The 18,922-nt window shown below is 68.6% G+C and carries 14 protein-coding genes; 12 read left to right on the top strand and 2 right to left on the bottom strand.

Features of this window, described 5'->3' with window-relative positions:
* Positions 1 to 415 precede the first annotated feature (415 nt).
* From mraZ to PSRA_RS04325, 12 genes are all read left to right on the top strand, one after another.
* Positions 416 to 862 (top strand): division/cell wall cluster transcriptional repressor MraZ, encoded by a 447-nt coding sequence (gene mraZ / locus PSRA_RS04380; protein ID WP_094660759.1) that lies wholly within the window; start codon positions 416 to 418, stop codon positions 860 to 862.
* On the top strand, positions 862 to 2,082 hold the full coding sequence (rsmH, locus tag PSRA_RS04375) for a 16S rRNA (cytosine(1402)-N(4))-methyltransferase RsmH (RefSeq protein WP_094660683.1): 1,221 nt from the start codon (positions 862 to 864) through the stop codon (positions 2,080 to 2,082). The genes mraZ and rsmH overlap by 1 nt, the downstream gene beginning before the upstream one ends.
* Positions 2,079 to 3,017, top strand: coding sequence for a cell division protein FtsL (ftsL, locus tag PSRA_RS04370; RefSeq protein WP_094660682.1), 939 nt, complete (start codon positions 2,079 to 2,081; stop codon positions 3,015 to 3,017). The genes rsmH and ftsL overlap by 4 nt, the downstream gene beginning before the upstream one ends.
* 158 nt (positions 3,018 to 3,175) lie before the next feature.
* The gene (locus tag PSRA_RS04365; protein ID WP_094660758.1) at positions 3,176 to 4,939 is read left to right on the top strand and encodes a peptidoglycan D,D-transpeptidase FtsI family protein; all 1,764 of its coding nucleotides are present in this window, start codon (positions 3,176 to 3,178) and stop codon (positions 4,937 to 4,939) included.
* A gap of 124 nt (positions 4,940 to 5,063) precedes the next feature.
* Positions 5,064 to 5,954, top strand: coding sequence for a hypothetical protein (locus PSRA_RS04360; RefSeq protein ID WP_094660681.1), 891 nt, complete (start codon positions 5,064 to 5,066; stop codon positions 5,952 to 5,954).
* Positions 5,955 to 6,110: 156 nt separating this feature from the next.
* A complete protein-coding gene (locus PSRA_RS04355; protein ID WP_094660680.1) occupies positions 6,111 to 7,664 on the top strand; it encodes a UDP-N-acetylmuramoyl-tripeptide--D-alanyl-D-alanine ligase in 1,554 nt (517 codons plus the stop codon).
* Positions 7,661 to 8,770, top strand: a complete 1,110-nt coding sequence (gene mraY / locus PSRA_RS04350) for a phospho-N-acetylmuramoyl-pentapeptide-transferase (protein ID WP_094660679.1) — start codon at positions 7,661 to 7,663, stop codon at positions 8,768 to 8,770. Before PSRA_RS04355 ends, mraY begins: the two co-directional genes overlap by 4 nt.
* 195 nt (positions 8,771 to 8,965) lie before the next feature.
* Positions 8,966 to 10,387, top strand: coding sequence for a UDP-N-acetylmuramoyl-L-alanine--D-glutamate ligase (gene murD / locus PSRA_RS04345; RefSeq protein ID WP_094660757.1), 1,422 nt, complete (start codon positions 8,966 to 8,968; stop codon positions 10,385 to 10,387).
* Positions 10,377 to 12,134 (top strand): FtsW/RodA/SpoVE family cell cycle protein, encoded by a 1,758-nt coding sequence (locus tag PSRA_RS04340; RefSeq protein WP_094660678.1) that lies wholly within the window; start codon positions 10,377 to 10,379, stop codon positions 12,132 to 12,134. The genes murD and PSRA_RS04340 overlap by 11 nt, the downstream gene beginning before the upstream one ends.
* A gap of 132 nt (positions 12,135 to 12,266) precedes the next feature.
* The gene (locus tag PSRA_RS04335; RefSeq protein WP_094660677.1) at positions 12,267 to 13,454 is read left to right on the top strand and encodes a UDP-N-acetylglucosamine--N-acetylmuramyl-(pentapeptide) pyrophosphoryl-undecaprenol N-acetylglucosamine transferase; all 1,188 of its coding nucleotides are present in this window, start codon (positions 12,267 to 12,269) and stop codon (positions 13,452 to 13,454) included.
* A gap of 110 nt (positions 13,455 to 13,564) precedes the next feature.
* Positions 13,565 to 15,190 (top strand): UDP-N-acetylmuramate--L-alanine ligase, encoded by a 1,626-nt coding sequence (gene murC, locus PSRA_RS04330; protein ID WP_094660676.1) that lies wholly within the window; start codon positions 13,565 to 13,567, stop codon positions 15,188 to 15,190.
* Positions 15,187 to 16,377: a cell division protein FtsQ/DivIB gene (locus PSRA_RS04325; RefSeq protein ID WP_094660675.1), complete on the top strand. Its 1,191-nt coding sequence runs from the start codon at positions 15,187 to 15,189 to the stop codon at positions 16,375 to 16,377. Before murC ends, PSRA_RS04325 begins: the two co-directional genes overlap by 4 nt.
* A 129-nt stretch (positions 16,378 to 16,506) precedes the next feature.
* On the opposite strand, the gene PSRA_RS04320 is transcribed toward PSRA_RS04325, so the two are convergent.
* Together PSRA_RS04320 and PSRA_RS04315 are read right to left on the bottom strand one after the other, a co-directional pair.
* On the bottom strand, positions 16,507 to 17,688 hold the full coding sequence (locus PSRA_RS04320; protein ID WP_094660674.1) for a PD-(D/E)XK nuclease family protein: 1,182 nt from the start codon (positions 17,686 to 17,688) through the stop codon (positions 16,507 to 16,509).
* Positions 17,685 to 18,758: a hypothetical protein gene (locus PSRA_RS04315; RefSeq protein WP_094660673.1), complete on the bottom strand. Its 1,074-nt coding sequence runs from the start codon at positions 18,756 to 18,758 to the stop codon at positions 17,685 to 17,687. Before PSRA_RS04315 ends, PSRA_RS04320 begins: the two co-directional genes overlap by 4 nt.
* Positions 18,759 to 18,922: the final 164 nt, after the last annotated feature.

The raw sequence follows: 18,922 nt of genomic DNA, 5'->3' as shown, positions 1-18,922 counted from the left end.
TGGGGAGAGGTGCGTCGTCCCCCACGAATCCCCACCGGGGCCGCGCGAGGAGGTCTCGGGGCCGGCGAAGGGAATCGTGGCTCCAAGAAAGGGCCGCAATTCCAACGATTTCGGGGTTCCGTCGCAATCCAGGCCAACGGAGCAGAGGAATCACCGCGCCGGCACGCGCGGTGCCGAATGGGGTGCTGAGGTGGAGGTTTTTGCATAAAAGTGGGGTTGGGTGGTGGAAAGTGGGGTAGAGTGGGGAGCCGAATGCACAGGTCGGCTCCAAGTGGATGGGGAGGTGGATATGGGCGACGACGATATCGTGGCACAGGCCTCCGCATCATCCACACCTTCGGATCCGTCCGCACAGTCTCCGACCCCGACCTCCGCCGCAGCCCCCGTCCCCGGCGCCGCCCCGACCCCCGACCCCATGGCAATGCCCGCGCTTCTGCTCGGCACCTACACGCCGAAGATGGACGCGAAGGGCCGCATCGCCCTGCCCGCCAAGTTCCGCTCGCAGCTCGGAACGGGCTGTGTTCTGGCCCGCGGCCAGGAACGTTGCGTCTACCTCCTTCCCATCCCCGAGTTTCGCCGCATCGCCCAGCAGGTCCAGCGCACGTCGCTGTCCGACAAGCGTGCGCGCAGCTACCTGCGCGTGTTCCTTTCCGGCGCCGTCGACGAGGAGCCCGACAAGCAGGGACGTGTCACGGTCCCGCAGATGCTGCGCGACTACGCGGGGCTCGACGGCGACATCGTCGTGATCGGCGTCGGCACCCGCGCCGAGGTCTGGGACAAGCAGACGTGGGAGACCTACCTGAGCGAGCAGGAAGACGATTACTCCGACATGGCCGACGACATCCTTCCGGGAGGCTTCTGATGACGGACGATATCGAAAACCGCGACATCGCAGGGGCCGCCGCCAGCTCCGCGCCGGATCCGTCCGCCGCGCCCGACGATTCCATCGACCTGACCTCCATCCACCAGCCCGTCCTTCTCGACGACTGCGTGGACCTCGTGACCTCGAACCTCGCGGCCAGCGCCGCGACACACGGCGGCACGCCCGTTATCGTCGACTGCACGCTCGGCCTGGCGGGGCATTCCTCCGCCTTCCTCGCGGCGAACCCCGACGCGCGCCTCATCGGCATCGACCGCGATGCCGAGGCCCTGGCGCTCGCAACGCGCCGCCTCGAACAGGCCGGATTCGCCGACCGCTTCACCCCCGTGCACGCCGCCTTCGACGAGCTCGGCGCGGTTCTCGAGAGACTCGGCATCCACCAGGTCGACGCCGTGTTCATGGACCTGGGCCTGTCGAGCCTGCAGATCGACGAAACCGACCGCGGCTTCTCGTATTCGCACGACGCCCCGCTCGACATGCGCATGGATCCCTCGCAGCCCACGACGGCCGCCGACATCCTCGCCACCTATGACGCGGCCGACCTGCGCCGCATCTTCAAGGAATACGGCGAGGAACGCTTCGCCGGCCCCATCGCGCAGCGCATCGTGCGCGAGCGCCAGGAGGCGCCCATCGTGACCTCCGCGCAACTCAACGACCTCGTGGATCGCACGGTCCCGCGCGCCCACCGCGCCTCCGGCAACCCCGCCAAGCGCGTGTTCCAGGCGCTGCGCATCGAGGTCAACGGCGAGCTCGACAAGCTCGCGTCCACGCTTCCGCAGGCGGCGCTCCGCCTCGCCGTCGGCGGCCGACTCGTGGTCGAGTCGTACCACTCGCTGGAAGACAGAACCGTCAAGCGCTTCATGGCGAAGGGACTGACGATCGACGCGCCGGCCGGGCTTCCGGTGGTGCCAGACGACGCGCAGCCCTTCTTCCACGATGTGACGCACGGCGCGATCAAGGCGGACGACGCCGAGATCGCGTCGAACCCCCGGTCGGCCTCGGTGCGCCTGCGCGCCGTGGAGCTGATCCGGCCGATTCCCGCATCGCGCCGGCGCGAGCTGGCCGACGATGCGGCCGGTCCGGGCGCCGACGGGACACGGACCCCAGGCACCGCGCGCCGACGCGCGGGACGCCCCGGCGGAGGGCACGGACGCTCCGCCGGACACAGGACACAGCATCATGAAAGGACAACGGGACGATGACGACGGCAGCACAACCTCGCATCATTCGATCGCGGAAGGACGAGACCTCGCAGGGTCGTGACGCCGGGCTGCACGTGGCGTCGGCACGACGCTCCGCGAAGGACGATGCGATCTTCGACGCGCGTGCGCTGGACGGGCAGGAGGCGCAGGCCGCCGCATCACGCGCCGCCTCGCATCATCGCCGCATCGTCAGGGACGAGGCGGCCTCCGCCGAGGCTTTCGCCGCCGCCGACATACCGTCGGTGCGGGCGCGCGGAACACGACGCCACGATGTGTCGAGCGCCCGTTCCGCCTCGCAGATCCGTTCGGCCGTCGCCTCCCGTGACGAATCCATCTCGCGCTTCGTTTCCGGCTCGGGAGCCGGCTCCTCGCATGCCGTGCACCTGACGGGGCGCTCCGGGCTGTCCGCCGCCCGCTTCTCCTCGCGCGTCGTGTCCCGCGGCTCCGCGCAGCCCCTGCCGCGCACCGAGGCCCGCCCCGACGCGGCGCCGCAGGCATCGCGCCGTCGCCCCGTGCTGCGCGCCATCTCCGGCCGCTCGGCCGCGTCGACGGGCTCGCGCGTGCAATCGTGGGTCATGACAAGCAACCGCAGCGTGCTGCGCATCGTCATCGCCGTGGTGGTGCTTGTGCTGTCGATGGCGGCGACGCTGGCCCTGCGCACGATGATGGTGGAGGACTCGTTCGCGCTCAGCCAGACGCAGCAGTCCGTCTCCAAGCTCCAGCAGGACGTCGAAAGCGACGAGCTGCAGCTCGAAAGCCTCGATTCGAGCCTTCCCGACAAGGCCACGCAGCTGGGCATGCAGCCGGGAAGCGACGCCGTCACGCTCGACATGCAGTCGCAGCCGGCGCAGTCGGCGGACCAGACGCAGGCCACCGACCAGACGCAGGCCACCGATCAGACACAGACCGCGAACCAGGCCCAGCAGGCGCAGTAACCCGCGCCGCACGGCCCCGCCCCGATGCGGGGCTCCGCGCCTCGCACGCTTCGCGCCACACAGCGGCTGCCCGCACAATGCGGCCCAGACAATAACGAAGGACACGTCAGATGAGTTCGAAACCGGCGAAGAAGAAGCCGCGCCGCACGGCGGGGCCCATGCGCTCGATCCCCGGGCGCCTTCTGGTCATGGCGGTGCTCGTGGCCTTCTTCTTCGCAATCTGCATCGCACGCCTCGCCTACATCCAGCTCGGCGGATCCGCCGTGGCCCAGGAGGCTACGAATTCCCGCACGGTCACCGTCGTCACCCACGGCACGCGCGGCACGATCACCGACACGAACGGCCAGGTGCTTGCCCAATCCGTGGAACGCTACACGATGTACGCGGACCAGAACGGCGCCAAGGCCTTCGTCCCCGTCAAATGCACGGGCACGAATTCCTCGATCTGCCACCAGATCGACGGCAAGAACCTCGAGACCAAGGGCGTCGAGGCGGTGGTCCAGCTGCTCGCACCGGTCCTCGGCATGAGCGAGATGGAGCTCGGCGGCCTGCTCGCCGGAGACAGCTCCTACGTCGTCATCGAGAAGGACGTCACCCCGGAGCTCAAGGAGCAGGTGGAGGCACTCCATCTGTCGACCGTCATCGGCTTCGAGGAGACATCGCAGCGCCAGTACCCCGACGACACGCTGCTGGGCGACGTGCTGGGCGGCGTCGACGATTCGAACGCCGGCGTGGCGGGCATCGAACTCATGATGAACGGCGCCCTGGAGGGCAGCGACGGCTCCACCACCTACCAGCAGGCGAGCACGGGGGAGATGATCCCGGGCACGCAGACCGAATCGTCGCAGGCCAAGGACGGTGGAACCGTGCAGCTCACCGTCGACAGCGACGTGCAGTGGTATGTCGAGAAGGCGCTGTCCGAGGGAGTCAGCAGCCAGAACGCGAAATGGGGCATCGCCGTCGTGCAGGAGGTCTCGACCGGACGCATCCTCGCCATCGCCGACAGCCAGAACGTCTCCGCCGGCAGCGACAAGGCCAAGACCACCGCCTCCCTGGCCATGACGCAGACCTTCGAACCGGGTTCGACGGGCAAGGTCATCACCACCGCCGCGCTGATCCAGGAAGGCCTGCACAAGCCCACCGACCAGTTCTCCGTGCCCGACACGATCACGCTGGACGGCGAGACCTACCACGATGCCGAGAACCACGGCGTGTGGCGCCTGACGCTGGCCGGCATCCTGCAGAACTCCTCGAACGTGGGCACCATCATGGCCTCGTCGGACTACCCGATCGCCAAGCGCTACGAATACCTCAAGAAATTCGGCATCGGCCAGTCCTCGGGCATCGACTTCCCGGGCGCCACGAGCGGTCTGCTCTATGACTACAACACGTGGGACGGCCGCACGCAGAACGTCGTGCTCTTCGGCCAGGGCTACGCCGTCACCGCGCTGCAGATGACGAACGTCGTCGCCACGATCGCGAACAAGGGCGTGCGCGTGGGCCAGTCGCTTATCCAGTCCGCCACGGATGCGGACGGCAACGACATGACGCCGAGCGTGAACGATTCCGTGCGCGTCGTGGACGCCACGACGGCCGCCGACACGCTCAACGCCATGGAAAGCGTGGCCGAGAACTACGCGCACTGGGACAAGATCGACGGCTACCGCGTGGCCGGCAAATCCGGCACCGCGCAGGTGGCGGGCGACGACGGGTCGCTTTCGAGCATTGTGGCCGACTACATCATCGCCCTGCCGGCCAACGACCCGCAGTTCGTCGTCTCCGTGTTCATGAAGGATCCGAAGGACACCGAGGGCGCGTTCACGTCGGGCCCCGTCACGGCGAACATCGGCAAGTTCCTCATGCAGAAGTACAAGGTGCCGCAGTCCCCGGCGCGCACCGACGCCATCCCCACCAAGTGGTGACGCATGCGCAACGGCGTGGCGGCCGCGTGAGGAACGCGGCGCGACGGCGGGCCCGGGCGCGGGCACGCGATAGGATACAGACGGTGGCCGGCATGCCCGGCGGCACGGAAGAAAGGAGCGGACGATGGGCTCACTGAGCGAATCGACGACGGAGCGCACGACGATCGGCGACCTCAACAAGCGGTTCGGCGTCGATATCGGAACTGGCCAGGCCGCCCCGGTCACGATCACGTCGCTGGCCGACGACCTGCAGTCGGTGACCCCGGGCGCGCTGTTCATCGTGGGCCGCGGCGTGCATGTCAGCGACGAGCTCATCACCGCCGCCGCCGACCGCGGCGCTTACGCCGTGCTCCTGCCGACGTCCATGCGTTCGCGCTTCGGGTCGTCCGATCCCGACATCCCTCTTCTTTTCGGAGACCTCTCCTCCGAGGACCTCTCCTCGCTGGCAGCCCAGATGGCCGGTTATCCGGCCAACCAGCTCGCCATCTTCGCCGTCTGCGGCAACGGATCGGCCGGCGCCGCCGAGGCGCTCGCCGACCTGCTCCACGTGCTGGGCAACCCCGTGGGCCTGATTAGCAACGGCAACTCGTACTCCCTCGAGCGCGACCTCGTCTTCTCGTATCCCATCGGAGGCCTGCAGGTGGAATCCATGCTGTTCGGCGCCATGGAGGACGGCGCCACGTCCGTCGTCATCGACGCGAGCGACGACACGCTGCTGCCGGGCTCCCTGGCGGGCGTGAGCATCGACGTGTGCGGCCTGACCAACCTCATGGGCGGTGAAAGCGGCCGCACCACGCACGCCCTCATGGTCTCCTCCCTCGAACGCTATTCGCCGCAGATCTCCGAGAACACGCACGCCACGGGGCGCACGTCGGATTCCGACGAGATCGCGCACGAGAACCTGCCGGGAACGGGGGAGCGCGACCTGTCCATGGGCATCGCCATGGTCATGCAGGCCGGCATTCGCAAGAACGGCATCCGCAACGCCCTGCGCGTGGTGCGTGACTTCACCTGACGTGCGGCGCCGGCGCCTGCGGGTGCGGTTCCGCGGAATGCGGTGCGCGCCCGGGCGAAGGTCCGGCGGCAGGCGCGGCGGCCGGATAGCACCGGACGGCAACGACGTAAACGACTACCAGACAGCAAACAAGAAAAGCAAGGAAGGCGTATTTCGATGATGTCTCTCAGCGTGGCTGAGATCGCCCGGGCGACGGCCGGACGTCTCACGCATTGCGGCGGCGACGGGGCGGCGGCGACGGTCGGCTCCGTGTGCACGGATTCGCGCGAGGCCGGCCCCGGCTCCCTTTTCGTCGCCATCGCAGGCGACCATGTGGACGGGCATGATTTCGTCCGCCAGGTACGGGAGGCGGGCGCCGTCGCGGCGCTTGTGACGCGCGAGCAGGACGTCGACATCCCGCAGATCGTGGTTCCCGACACGGTGGCCGCGCTCGGCGCCGTCGCCAAGGCCACGGTCGCCGCGCGCCGCGCCACGGGGCGGCCCTTCACGGTGATCGGCATCACCGGCTCCGTCGGCAAAACCACCACGAAGGATCTCATCCGCGGCATCCTGTCGACCCAGGCGCCCACCGTCGCGCCCGTCGGATCGTTCAACAACGAGATCGGCCTGCCCCTGACCGCCACGAAAGTCGACGCCGACACGCGCTACCTCGTCGCCGAAATGGGCGCCTCCGCCATCGGCGAGATCCGCTACCTCGCGTCCCTCGTCCCGCCGGATATCGCCGTCGTGCTCAAGGTGGGCGTCGCCCACCTGGGTGGCTTCGGCTCCGTCGAGAACATCCGCCGCGCCAAGGCCGAGATCGTGCAGGCGCTGCCTGCCGACGGCGTGGCGGTGCTCAACGCCGACGACCCGCGCGTCGCCACGATGGCCGATATGACGCCGGCCTCCACCGTGCGCTGGTTCGGCATTGCCGAATCCAACAACCCGTGCGACGTGCGCGCCACGAACGTGACCGTCGACGGCACCGACCGCCCCGAATTCGACCTCGTCACCCCCGAGGGCCAGGCCCACGTGCATCTGGCCCTGCGCGGCCGCCACAACGTCATGAACGCGCTGGCCGCCACCACCGTCGCCCTCCGTCTTGGCGTGCCGCTGGAGGACATCGTCTCCGTGCTCGACGCGCAGACCGCCGCCAGTCCGCACCGCATGGCCGTGTCCACGGTGAGCCTGCCCGGCCATGCGTCCCGTGACGGCGGCGCGTCCGCGGGAGCGTGCTTCACCCTCATCGACGACTCCTTCAACGCGAACCCCGACTCTATGAAGGCAGGCCTCGACGGCCTCGCCGCGTGGCATGCGGAGGGCACCGACACTCCGTACCGCATCGCCGTGCTCGGCTCCATGCTCGAGCTGGGCGACGATGACGACGCCAAGCACCGCGACATCGGCGCCTACTGCCAGCGCCTCGGCATCGACGCCATCGTGTGCGTGGGAAGCGACACCGACCCGAACCTCGACCGCCTCGCAGCCGATTTCGCCGACGGCGCGCGCGCCGCCGACACCTCCGGCCGCATGCACGTCGAGCTCGTGCACGGCGCCGACGAGGCCGACCGCTCCGTCACGGCGCTCGCCGCCGACCACCCCGGCTCCGTCGTGCTCCTCAAGGGATCGCACGCCTCGGGCCTCAGCGGCCTGGCCACGCGCTGGACATCCCAGGCCGCCGGCTCCCAGAAGCCGCCGACCGCCTCACGCGCAGAAGGGGACAACGCATGATTGCATTCATCATCGGCTTCATCGCCTCGCTGGTGTGCACACTCGTCGGCACACCCATCATGATCCGCATCGTGCACCGCCTGCACTACGGCCAGTACATCCGCCAGGACGGCCCGAAGTCGCATCTGGTCAAGCGCGGAACGCCCACGATGGGCGGCGTCGTCATCAACCTGTCGATTCTCATCGGCTGGCTCGTCTCCGCCATCTGGCGCCACCTGAGCTACGGGGCGCCATACTCCATGACGGCGATGCTTGTGCTGTTCGTCATGCTGGTCATGGGGGCGCTCGGCTTCATCGACGATTTCGCCAAGGTGCGCAAGAAACAGAACGAGGGCCTGTCGATCCACGGCAAGCTCATCGGGCAGATCGTCATCGCCACGGTGTTCGCCATCCTCGTCGTCGTGCTTCCGCAGCACGGGGATACCACGGCCGCCCGCACGGGCATCACATGGATCGGCTCCACGGTCATCTCCTTCGAGGGGGCGGGGCGCATCCTGTCGATCATCCTGTACGTGGTGTGGGTGAACTTCCTGCTCGCCGCGTGGACGAACGCGTTCAACCTCACCGACGGCCTCGACGGCTTGTGCACGGGCAACTCCGCCATCGCCTTCGTCGCCTACGCGTTCATCGGATTCTGGGAGGCGAACCACCTCATCGGTGGCTCGCATCCGGCCGACGGCATGCAGTACGCCATCACCGACCCCAGCGACCTCGCCATCATCGCCGGCTGCGCGTTCGCCGCATGCTTCGGGTTCCTGTGGTACAACACGAACCCGGCCCTCATCTTCATGGGCGACACCGGCTCGCTGGCGCTCGGCGGCCTGTTCGCCGCCCTGTCCATCGCCACGCATACGGAGCTGCTCGCCGTCATCATCGGCGGCCTGTTCGTCATCGAGGCGCTCTCCGACGTCATCCAGATCAGCGTGTTCAAGACCAGGCACCGGCGCGTGTTCAAGATGGCGCCGATCCACCACCATTTCGAGCTGCTCGGGTGGTCGGAGAGCAAGGTCGTCGTCCGCTTCTGGATGATCGAGGTCATGTTCGCCATGGTCGGCGTCATGTGCTTCTACAGCGACTGGCTCATCCACTCGAACGTCATCCTGTGACGGGCGTCGGAAGCCACTGCACGAAGCCACAGCGTCACAGCACATGGGCACGGCCGCGAACGGGACGGCGGCCGCGCCGCCACCGCCACGTCCCGCACACACGCATAACCACACACGCATAACGGCGCGGATCCGGCGGCACGTCCGGCGGACCGGGAACAAGGAAGAACAATGAACACGGTTGATTTCGCAAGCATGGATGCCCAAGGCCAGGCCACCCTCGTGGCGGGCCTGGGGGTCTCGGGCGTCTCCGCCCGTGACGTCCTCGAGGCCGCGGGGCACCGCGTCGTCACGGTGGACGAGAGGAAGCCCGAGGCCACGTACGCCTCCTTCGACGCCGTGCCGTGGGATACGATCGGCCTCGTCGTCTCCTCCCCGGTGTTCCGTCCCACCAGCCCCTTCATCGTGACGGCGCAGGAGAAGGGCATCCCCGTCATCTCCGAAGTGGAGCTTGCGTGGCTCCTGCGCGCCGACAACCAGAAGACCGGCCGCCCGGCCCCGTGGATCGGCATCACCGGCACCAACGGCAAGACGAGCACCACCGAGATGGTGTCCGCCATTCTCACCGCCGCCCGCCTCAAGGCGCCTGCCGTCGGCAACATCGGCGTGCCCGTTTCCCGCGCCGCCGTCGACGCGTCCAACGATGCGCTCGCCGTGGAGCTGAGCTCCTTCCAGATGCATTTCACCGATTCGCTTGAACTCGACTGCGCCGCCATCACGAACCTCGCCGACGACCACCTCGACTGGCACGGTGGGTTCGCCAACTACGCGCATGACAAGGCGAAGGTCTACCGCGGCGTCAAGCGCGTCCTCGTGTACAACGCCGATGATGAGAACGTGACACGCCTCGCGCACGAGGCGAGTCCCGCCGACGGCTGCGTGCGGATCGGCTTCACGCTCGGCGAGCCCGCCGAGGGCCAGATCGGCATCCGCGACGGCTGGGTGTGCGACCGCTCCGCCCTGCGCAGCGAACAGGCGCATGAGAACCTCGTGCGCGTCAGCGAATTCCGCCACCTGACCGAGCCCGACGGCACCGTGTACCCGCATCTGCTCGCCGACGCGCTGTGCGCATACGCCCTGGCGCGCGGTATGGGCGTGAATTCCTTCACTGCCGTGCAGGCGCTGAAGGAATTCGCCCCCGGCGGCCACCGCATCCAGCTCATCGCCACGGCCCACCGCGCCGACGGCACGATCCGCTTCGTTGACGATTCCAAGGCCACGAACGCGCATGCCGCGAAGGCGTCGCTGTCGAGCTACCCCGACAAGTCCGTCGTGTGGATCGCCGGCGGTCTGGCCAAGGGTGCGCGCTTCGAAGACCTCGTGCGCGACCAGGCGCATACGATCAAGGCCGCCGTCATCATCGGCGCCGACACGACGCCTATGACTGACGCGTTCGCCGCCAGCGCCCCCGACATCCCCGTCACCGTCATCGACCCCGAGCCGCGCGACACCGTTATGGCGCGCGCCGTCGAGGCGGCCGGCGCCCTTGCCCAGGCCGGCGACGTGGTGCTCATGGCCCCCGCCTGCGCCTCCATGGACCAGTTCGTCTCGTATGCGGACCGCGGCGATAAGTTCGCCTCCGCCGCGAAGGATTGGGTGGCTGCGCATGGCGCGTGACCGCCGTTCCTCCGGCGCGGACGGCTCCCGTCCGCGCACCTCGGCGCCCCAGTTCGGCTCCGAGGAATACCTCGCCGCCCGCGGCGCGTCACGGGATGACGCGGTTCGTGATGACACATCCCGGAATCGAGCGGGGCGTCGCGACACGCCGCGGACTTCCGGCGCGTCGTCGCACCGTGCGTCGGCATCGCGTTCTTCGCAATCGCATTCGTCATCCGCATCCCGCCCGTCGGCATCCCGCGCGGCATCCGGCGCCTCCTCGCACCAGGACGCTGCCGCGCCGCGCGAATCGTGGCTCCGCCGTACCTTCCGCAGCCTGGGGCTTCTTCAGGGCGGCCAGGGCGAGGACTCCCGGAACGGAGCGGACGACGCGCCCGGCCCCGGCTCGCTGGCCGACATGCGCCGCGTAGCCTCCGCCGATCGCGCCGCCTCGACCGGCAGCGCCGCCGACGGCACCGCCACCTCCTTGTACGGGACGACGCTGCGCGGCGGCCCCGAGCCGTTGCCTGCCAGCGTGCCCTGGCCCCAGCGCTGCCTCCATCAGTTCCGCCACTGCCTCGACCGCGGCGACGATGACGACTTCCAGCCCGTCTCCACGGCGAGCTACCGCGGATGGCGCTTCTTCCTCAACCCCGTGTACTGCTACAACGGCTTCATAGCCGCCGTCGTGGCGCTGACGCTCTTCGGCGTCATCATGGTCTACTCGAGCTCGAGCGTCGAACTCGTCAGCCAGGGCGTCTCGCCGATCAAGGCGGCGATCAGCCAGCTGTCGTTCGCGGCCCTCGGCTTCGTCGCGGCCCTGCTTTTCGCCATACCCAATGAGACCATCCATCTCGTGTGCTGCGCCGCCGTCGTTCTTGGCTCCGCCATCCTCCAGGGGCTGACGGGCGTCATCGGTGTGGAATACAACGGCAACAGGGGCTGGATCCGCCTGGGCCCCCTGCAGTTCCAGCCAGCCGAGTTGCTCAAGGTCGGCGTGTGCGTCATGCTGCCCGTGCTTCTGTACAACGCGGTGCGCTCGCGCGATCCGGAGATCAAGGTCAACTGGGCCGTGCCCCTGGTTTTCAGCGCAGCGGCGCTTGGCCTCGTGTTCCTCGGCAGGGACATGGGCACCGCCATGATCGTGCTCATCATCTGCCTGTGCGCTCTCATCGCGGCGGGCATCCCGCGCAAGGCCCTGTACTGGCTTTTCGGAGGTGGCGCCGGGGTCCTCGCAATCGGCGTCATGGCCAATTCCAGCCGCCTCAATCGTATCCTCGTGGTGGTCAACGGCTGCAACGCCGAGGATTCGCAGGGCCTGTGCTACCAGGTCATCCACGGCATCTACGCACTGAGCTCCGGAGGCGTGACAGGCGTGGGAATCGGCAACTCGCACGAGAAATGGAACTACCTGCCCGAGGCGGAAAGCGATTTCATCTTCGCCATCATCGGCGAGGAGGTCGGCTTCATCGGCGCCCTGTCGGTGATCGTGCTGTTCATGCTCATCGCCTGGTGCCTGTTCGTGCTCGCGCTCAACCACCCGCATTTCATCGGCAGCATGACCATCCTGTGCGTCATGTTCTGGTTCATTCCGCAGGCCCTGATCAACATCGCCGTCGTGCTCGGCGTGTTCCCGGTCACGGGCCTGCCGCTGCCGTTCCTGTCGTCGGGCGGAAGCTCGCTGATATCCTGCCTCGCAGCCAGCGGCGTCGTCATATACGAGGCGCGGCGAATACCCGCCGTGCGCGCCGCCACCCGCCGCGGCTAGGGGCCGGGCCCACCGCCCGCCCCGGGCAACCGAAACGCCGACGCGCCGTCCATCGTCCAACAAGAACCACCACAAGCATCAGAAGGCATACGCCGCATACACCGCGCACCGAGCGCGGGGGAGAGGGAAGAAATGACAGGAACCAGCACCGCACCGGGCATCGTCCTCGCAGGAGGCGGAACCGCGGGGCACGTCAACCCCATGCTGTCCATCGCATCCGCCATCCGAGACATGCGCCCCGAGGCCCGCATCTCCATCATCGGCACCGCCGTCGGCCTCGAGGCCGACCTCGTGCCCGCCGCCGGCTTCGAGATGGACACCATCGACAAGGTGCCCTTCCCGCGCAAGCCCAACGGCTACATGTTCCGCTTCCCGGGCCTGTGGAGGCGCGAAACGGCTAAGGTGCGCGGCATCCTCGCGCAACGCGGGGCGGACGTCGTCGTCGGCGTCGGCGGATACGCGGCCGCGCCGGCCTACTACGCCGCCCACAAGGCGGGCCTGCCCGTCGTGATCCACGAGCAGAACGCGCGCGCCGGCATGGCCAACAAGCTCGGCGCCCGCTGGGCCACCTACATCGGCACCGTCTACGAGGGGACGGGGCTTTCGTCGAAGGCGCCGATCGAGCGCGTCGGCCTGCCGTTGCGCGCCCCCATCGCCGCCATGGCGGCCAGCCTCGAAAAGAACCGCGACACGGCGCATACCAGCGCCAAGATCCGCCTCGGCCTCGACCCGCTGCTTCCCGTCGTGCTCGTCACCGGCGGCTCGCTCGGCGCGCAGAGCCTCAACGCCGCCGTCTCCGGCGCCTCGAAGACGCTGCTCGAATTCGCACAGGTGGTGCATCTGACAGGCAAGGGCAAGATCGCCGACGTGCGCGCCGCGGTCGACGCCTCCGCCGGCCCCGGCAACATCACGGGGCTGGGCAGCACGTCCGACGAACGCTACCATGCCGTCGAGTACTGGGAGCGCATGGACCTCGCCTTCGCGGCCGCCGACCTCGTCATCTGCCGCTCCGGCGCGGGCACCGTGGCCGAGATCACGGCGCTCGGCGTGCCCGCCGTATACGTGCCGCTTCCGATCGGAAACGGCGAGCAGCGCTTCAACGCGCGCCCCGTGGTGGACGCCGGCGGCGGGTTGCTCGTCGACGATGCGGATTTCACCGCGGACTGGGTGCGCGCCAACGTGCCGGCGCTTGTGCATGACAGGCATGCTCTGCGCGCGATGGGCGACGCGGCGTGGTCGTACGGCATCCGCGACGCCGCGCAGACGATGGCGCGGCATGTGCTCGACATCGCGGATGCGCGCGTCGCGCGCCGCGGCTAGGCTTGGGTGAGCTTGCGCCGCCCGATGACGCAGACGATGCGAAAAACGCATCTGACATGGACAGACTAAAGTGTGGGTTAGAAGCCCAACGAAGGGAAGCGAGGATTGCGATGACGGACGATCTGGTATCCGTGACGCTCGACCCCACAAGTCAACCGATTACGTACGCGGATGCTCGCCTGGAAGATCTGGGAAGGACTCATTTCATCGGCATCGGAGGCGCCGGAATGAGCGTTCTTGCGGAGATGATGCTCGAACGCGGCGTCGATGTCTCCGGTTCCGACCGCATCCAATCCGCCAAAACCGAGCATCTCAAGGAACTGGGCGCGCATATCTTCTACGGCCAGAAGGAATCCAACGTCCACCAGGCCAAGACCGTCGTCTGGTCGAGCGCCATCAAGCCCGACAACCCCGAGATCCAGGCAGCCGTCAAAGAAGGCAAGTACCTCCTGCACCGCAGCGACATCCTCGCCCTGCTGCTCGCGGAGCACCGCTCCGTCACCGTCGCCGGCGCCCACGGCAAGACCACCACAAGCGCCATGATCGCGCAGATCCTCGAAAGCGCCGGATCGGGCAACCTCGTGGACCCGTCGTATGCCATCGGCGGCAGCGTGCGCACCAAGCGCGGCATCATCGACGGCGGGCACGCCGGCCATGGCGACGTGATGGTGGCCGAGGCCGACGAATCCGACGGCAGCTTCGAGAAATACCATCCGTATATCGCCGTCATCACGAACGTCGAAGCCGACCACCTCGACCACTACAAGTCCGCCGAGGCGGTGCAGCGCGCCTTCCAGGAGTACGCCGGCCACGCCTACGGGCATGTGGTGGCGTGCGCCGACGACGCGGGCGCCCTGGAGACGCTCCGATCCCTGGACGATGCCGCGCGTCGCCGCGCCGTGGCGTATACGACGCAGGACCCGCAGGCGCTGGAAGGGCTCGAGGGCGTGAATATCGTGCATATCGGGCAGGAATCCGTCACCGACGACCGCCAGCAGCCGTTCCCGGAGCATTTCGTGCTCACGTTCCCCGCCGCGCTGCTTCCCAACTACGAGACGAACGGCGCGCCGACCTTCACGATTCCCGTGGAGCTGCGCATCCCCGGCATCCATAACGCCAGGAACGCCGCGGCCGCCATCATCGTGTGCCTGCTGCTGGGCATGCGCCCCGCCGACGCCGTGCGCGGCATCCGCGAGTTCTACGGCGCCGCCCGCCGTTTCGAAACCAAGGGCATCGTCAACGGCATCACGCTGATCGACGACTATGCGCACCATCCCACCGAGATCGCCGCGCTGCTCGACGCCGCGCGCCGTCGCTACCCGGGCGCCACGCTGCGCGTCGTATTCCAGCCGCATCTGTATTCGCGCACGAAGTTCTTCGCCGACGATTTCGCCGCCGCCCTGCATAAGGCGGACGACGTCATCGTGACCGACGTGTTCCCGGCCCGCGAGAAGCACGCCGACTGGCCCGACGTCTCGGCCGACACCATCGTGGACGCCGCCACCCAGCAGGGCATCGGCGGCGACTGGCTGCGCGTCGTGCCCGACATGCACGAGGCCGCCGTCGATCTGGCGAACGACGCCAAGCCCGGCGACGTGCTCTTTACCGTCGGCGCCGGCAGCATCACGGGCGTGGGTACCGAGATCCTCGACACGCTGCGCCAGCGCTTCCCAGGCGCCTCCGATGGCGCGTCCGACGCCGGTCGGGCCGGCAGCGGGGCGAACGGGGCGGCATGAGCCGGCGCATCGTCTCGTCGGGCGGCTCCGGCGACACGCCGCGCAACGGTGAGGCGCGCCGGCCGCGCAGCATCTCGTCCTCCGGGGCGTTGGATTCGGTCAGGTCCGGCGCGTCCGATGCGCCGGGCGTGTCGGACGCGCCCGGCTCGGCTCCGTCATCCGCCCCGTCCGCGGATTTCCGCGGCGTGTCGGGCGTGTCGCCGGACGCTTCCGGAAGCGGAACGGGCGAGGCCGTCGCTGAAGCTGCCGGCGGGGGCGCGGACACACCCCGTGGCATGCTTCCCGACGATATTCTCGTTTCCTCACGTTCGCACCAGGGCTTCGTGGACGCCCGTTCGCTCGACCCCGACGCCTCCGTGCCCGAGCGTCTCGACGCGCCCGGCGACGGGGGAGCGGGCGGCATGCTCCTGCGCCCCAAGGTCGTCAGCTACCCGCAGCGCCGCAAGGAGCGCACCATGGCCATGGCGCACCGCATCACGCGCCGCGTGGCGGTTCTCATGCTCGTGGCGGTTCTCGTGGTCACCGGCGGCTGGGTGCTGTTCTTCTCGCCCGTGTTCCGTTACGATCCGGCGCAGACGCAGCTCTCCGGCCTCAACCAGTGGGTGGATCAGGACGCCGTCAGCCGCATCATCTCCACGGATTCCGGCTCCTCGCTGTTCCTCGTGCATTCGGAGAAGATCCGAGCCGAGCTCGACGACCTCGTCGGCGTCAGCGACGTCACCGTGCGCCGCACTTTTCCGCACGGCCTGACCGTGAGCCTGACAAGCGCCGAGCCCGCCGCCGTGCTCCATGTCACGTCAGATGACACGCTCGTGCCCGTCACGGCGGACGGCGAGCGCCTCCAGACGCAGTCCGCCCCCGGCGCTTACAACGGCATCCCGCGCATCGACGTCTCATCGGCGGACGCCGCGACGAACGACGCCGCCATCGCCGAGGCCATCAAGGTCATGGGCGGCTTCACCGACACGCTGTCGCCGCGCGTCACCTCCACAACCGCCGCCACCCGCGACTCCGTCACGTCCACGATCGACGACGGCGTGACCGTACTGTGGGGAGACAGCGAGGACATCGACTTCAAGGTCTCCGTCGTCGAGAAGATCCTTGCGCTCAAGGACGCGGGGGATGCGAGCTACGCGTCGATCACGAACATCAACGTGTCGAGCGCCGATTCGCCGATCATCAAATAGCCTCATCGGACAGGCGGTTGCGATAGGCGGTTGCGCGGGCGCGGATTTCGAAAGAGGCGGAAGGGGCCGTTGCGGGGCGCTGACGGCCTCCCCGTGCCACGGGCGCCCCACCTTGGGCTCGCCCCGTTCTCAGGCGCGGACGATGGCGGGGGCGAGCGTCTGCGCATCCGGCTGGTCGGCGAAGGCCTTCTGTGCGTTCTCCTTCGACCCGATGCGTGCCGCGGGGCAGATCTTCGCCAGCGGGCACCATGCGCACAGCACCGAGGGCCGGTATTCGAACAGATTCGTCTCGCTCTCCCGGTCGAGCGCGTCCGATGCCTTCGCCGCGTCGTCCAGCGTGCGTCGGCGGTATTCGGGGTTGCGCACGTCGAGCCTGATGATCGCGCCCTGGCCCTGCACCGACACCTTCACGTCGGTGCCGGCGTTGTCATCGTGAAGCGTCACGTATTCGGCCATCGGGTAGATGAGGCGGCCACCCAGCAGATGCCAGCCGTCCGAGAACGTGCGCGTATCGCCTTCGAGAAGCATCGAGTACAGCGTCTGCTGGCGCTGGTAGGAGAAGTCGGGGAAGCGCATGCGGTCCGAGTACACGCAGGCCTTGCCGCCCGTCTTGTAATCGTCGATCACCACGTTGCGCGGATTGTCGGGATTCGGCGTGATGAGGCGGTCGATGGCGCCGAAGACGCGGCGCCCCACGCCGTCCAGCCGCCCCGTCACCTTCATCTCGAGGGCGGGGGACTGCCGGCCCCTGTCATCGCGGTAGCCTGCGACGGTCACGTCCGTGGCCTCGGGGCCCATGGCGCAGAAGCGGCGGGACGCCGCCTCGAGCCACGCGCTTGCCTCGGGGTCGTCCCTGACCTCCGGGTGTTCCTCGAGCGCCTTCGTCTTGCACTCCTCGAAGGCCTCCGGGTCGATGGGTGCGCCGCGGCGGGCATCGGGGCGTGCGTAGTACAGTTCGCACGCGCGATGGAACACGATGCCGCGAATACGCGCATCCTGCGGCGTGACGGGTATGACGAGGTCCTTGAGCTTATCGGAGAACAGGTACTGGGCGGGACAGCGGTCGACGAGGCCGGAGATCATCGTGGCCGACACCGGCTTGCGCCGGACGGCGGCGAGGGTTTTCGCATCATCGAAATGCAGGCCCTCGCCGTCCAGCCATGCGAGCGGCTTGTCAGAGGACGGGGCGGCTGACGGGGCGGGGGTTCCGGGCGCACCGTTCCGCGGCGTGTCGCGGCGTGTCTCCGGCGTGTCGGTCGGGGCGTTGTTCTGTGCCGCGTCAGTGGTATTCGTCATCTGGCTGTCGCTCATTGCTGTGCCTCCGTGCCTGTGGTGCCGCTGCCTGTGGTGGCGCCGGCCGTCCCCGTGGGGTCGCTGGCGGATTTCCCGTACAGATACGATTCCAGCTCGTGCAGCGCCGTCGAGGGATCCGCGGCCGCGATGGTTGTGTTGATGGCCGTGATGGCATCCGACACGTCGGGGGCGGTGCGCCCCGCCAGGGTGCCGAGGCCGTCGAGGTAGCGCGTGGTCTGCTGCGCCGTCATCGTCGATGTGCTGCCCATGCCCTGGAGCGTCGCAAGCGTCTCTTTCTGCTGCGAGACGAAGGAGTTCGCGGAGTCGATCCACGCCGACGCATCCTGTTGGTCCGTGGCCTCGTCCAGCGCGCCGACGGCGGCGGAGCACGCATCGAGGTACGAGGCGTAGTCGGCGAGGAACTGCACGTTGTCGCCCGTTGCCAGCTGCGCCCCGTTTCCGGAGCACGCCGAAGCGGCCGCGGCCAGCTGCGGCGCGAATGCCATGTAGCCGGAGACCTGCTGCGTGAAGGAATCCGTGGACTGCCTCAGGGCGTCGAATCGCGACTTCGCCTCCGCGTCGCGCGTGAACAGGTCGTCGTCGGCGTGTCCCGCCGTTCGGGAAGACAGGGCGTCGAGCTTGGCCGTCACGCCCGACGTCGTGTCGGCGGTGACGGAGCCGGGGAAGGAGATGATGTCGACGCCGACCTGCGAATACGCTGCGGTGACGTTATCGATGCTGCCTTGCAGGTTTTCGAACTCCCGGGCCGCGGCAAGGTAGTCGCGCGGCGGGATGCGGCGCGCCGTGCCGACCACGCAGGCGGCGACGGCGATGCAGACGATGGCGATGATGCCGATGACGCGGGGCACCGGGTTGACGGACAACGGGGCCGCTTGCGATGGGGCCGCGGAAGACGGGGCGGCGGTGGGCGGGGCGGCCGCCGGGGCCATGGTGGCGGCGTCTGTGCCGTCACCGGGAACGACCGGGGAGACGTAGGAGGCGCGGAATTCCGGCGAGCCCCACTGGGGCGCGGCGTTTCGCCGCATGCCTGCATTCCGCGTCGCCTTGGTGCCGTTCGGCTTCTTCATCGTGTGTTGCTCCCGCTCCCCTTGGAACCGTCTGCCACGGACCGTCCGCCACAGGCGAAGTCCGGCCCCAGACACAGACATGGTAGGGGATTCGACAGACATGGCGCACCTGCTCGGGCCGCCCCGTGGGCACCGTTCGCCAATGGTGCCTCGCCCGCCCGTGT

The sequence above is a fragment of the Pseudoscardovia radai genome, assembly GCF_002259605.1.
Lineage (GTDB): Bacteria > Actinomycetota > Actinomycetes > Actinomycetales > Bifidobacteriaceae > Pseudoscardovia > Pseudoscardovia radai.
The sequence above is the reverse complement of the archived record's forward strand: the minus strand, read 5'-3'. Positions and strand labels throughout refer to the sequence as shown.

What these genes read in the sequence shown, in the direction of transcription:
- PSRA_RS04335 (WP_094660677.1), top strand. Translation starts at nt 12,267, where the DNA reads ATGACAGGAACCAGCACCGCACCGGGCATCGTCCTCGCAGGAGGCGGA.
- murC (WP_094660676.1), top strand. Translation starts at nt 13,565, where the DNA reads ATGACGGACGATCTGGTATCCGTGACGCTCGACCCCACAAGTCAACCG.
- PSRA_RS04355 (WP_094660680.1), top strand. Translation starts at nt 6,111, where the DNA reads ATGATGTCTCTCAGCGTGGCTGAGATCGCCCGGGCGACGGCCGGACGT.
- PSRA_RS04360 (WP_094660681.1), top strand. Translation starts at nt 5,064, where the DNA reads ATGGGCTCACTGAGCGAATCGACGACGGAGCGCACGACGATCGGCGAC.
- rsmH (WP_094660683.1), top strand. Translation starts at nt 862, where the DNA reads ATGACGGACGATATCGAAAACCGCGACATCGCAGGGGCCGCCGCCAGC.
- PSRA_RS04340 (WP_094660678.1), top strand. Translation starts at nt 10,377, where the DNA reads ATGGCGCGTGACCGCCGTTCCTCCGGCGCGGACGGCTCCCGTCCGCGC.
- PSRA_RS04315 (WP_094660673.1), bottom strand. Translation starts at nt 18,758, where the DNA reads ATGAAGAAGCCGAACGGCACCAAGGCGACGCGGAATGCAGGCATGCGG.
- PSRA_RS04320 (WP_094660674.1), bottom strand. Translation starts at nt 17,688, where the DNA reads ATGAGCGACAGCCAGATGACGAATACCACTGACGCGGCACAGAACAAC.
- murD (WP_094660757.1), top strand. Translation starts at nt 8,966, where the DNA reads ATGGATGCCCAAGGCCAGGCCACCCTCGTGGCGGGCCTGGGGGTCTCG.
- ftsL (WP_094660682.1), top strand. Translation starts at nt 2,079, where the DNA reads ATGACGACGGCAGCACAACCTCGCATCATTCGATCGCGGAAGGACGAG.
- PSRA_RS04325 (WP_094660675.1), top strand. Translation starts at nt 15,187, where the DNA reads ATGAGCCGGCGCATCGTCTCGTCGGGCGGCTCCGGCGACACGCCGCGC.
- PSRA_RS04365 (WP_094660758.1), top strand. Translation starts at nt 3,176, where the DNA reads ATGCGCTCGATCCCCGGGCGCCTTCTGGTCATGGCGGTGCTCGTGGCC.
- mraY (WP_094660679.1), top strand. Translation starts at nt 7,661, where the DNA reads ATGATTGCATTCATCATCGGCTTCATCGCCTCGCTGGTGTGCACACTC.
- mraZ (WP_094660759.1), top strand. Translation starts at nt 416, where the DNA reads ATGGCAATGCCCGCGCTTCTGCTCGGCACCTACACGCCGAAGATGGAC.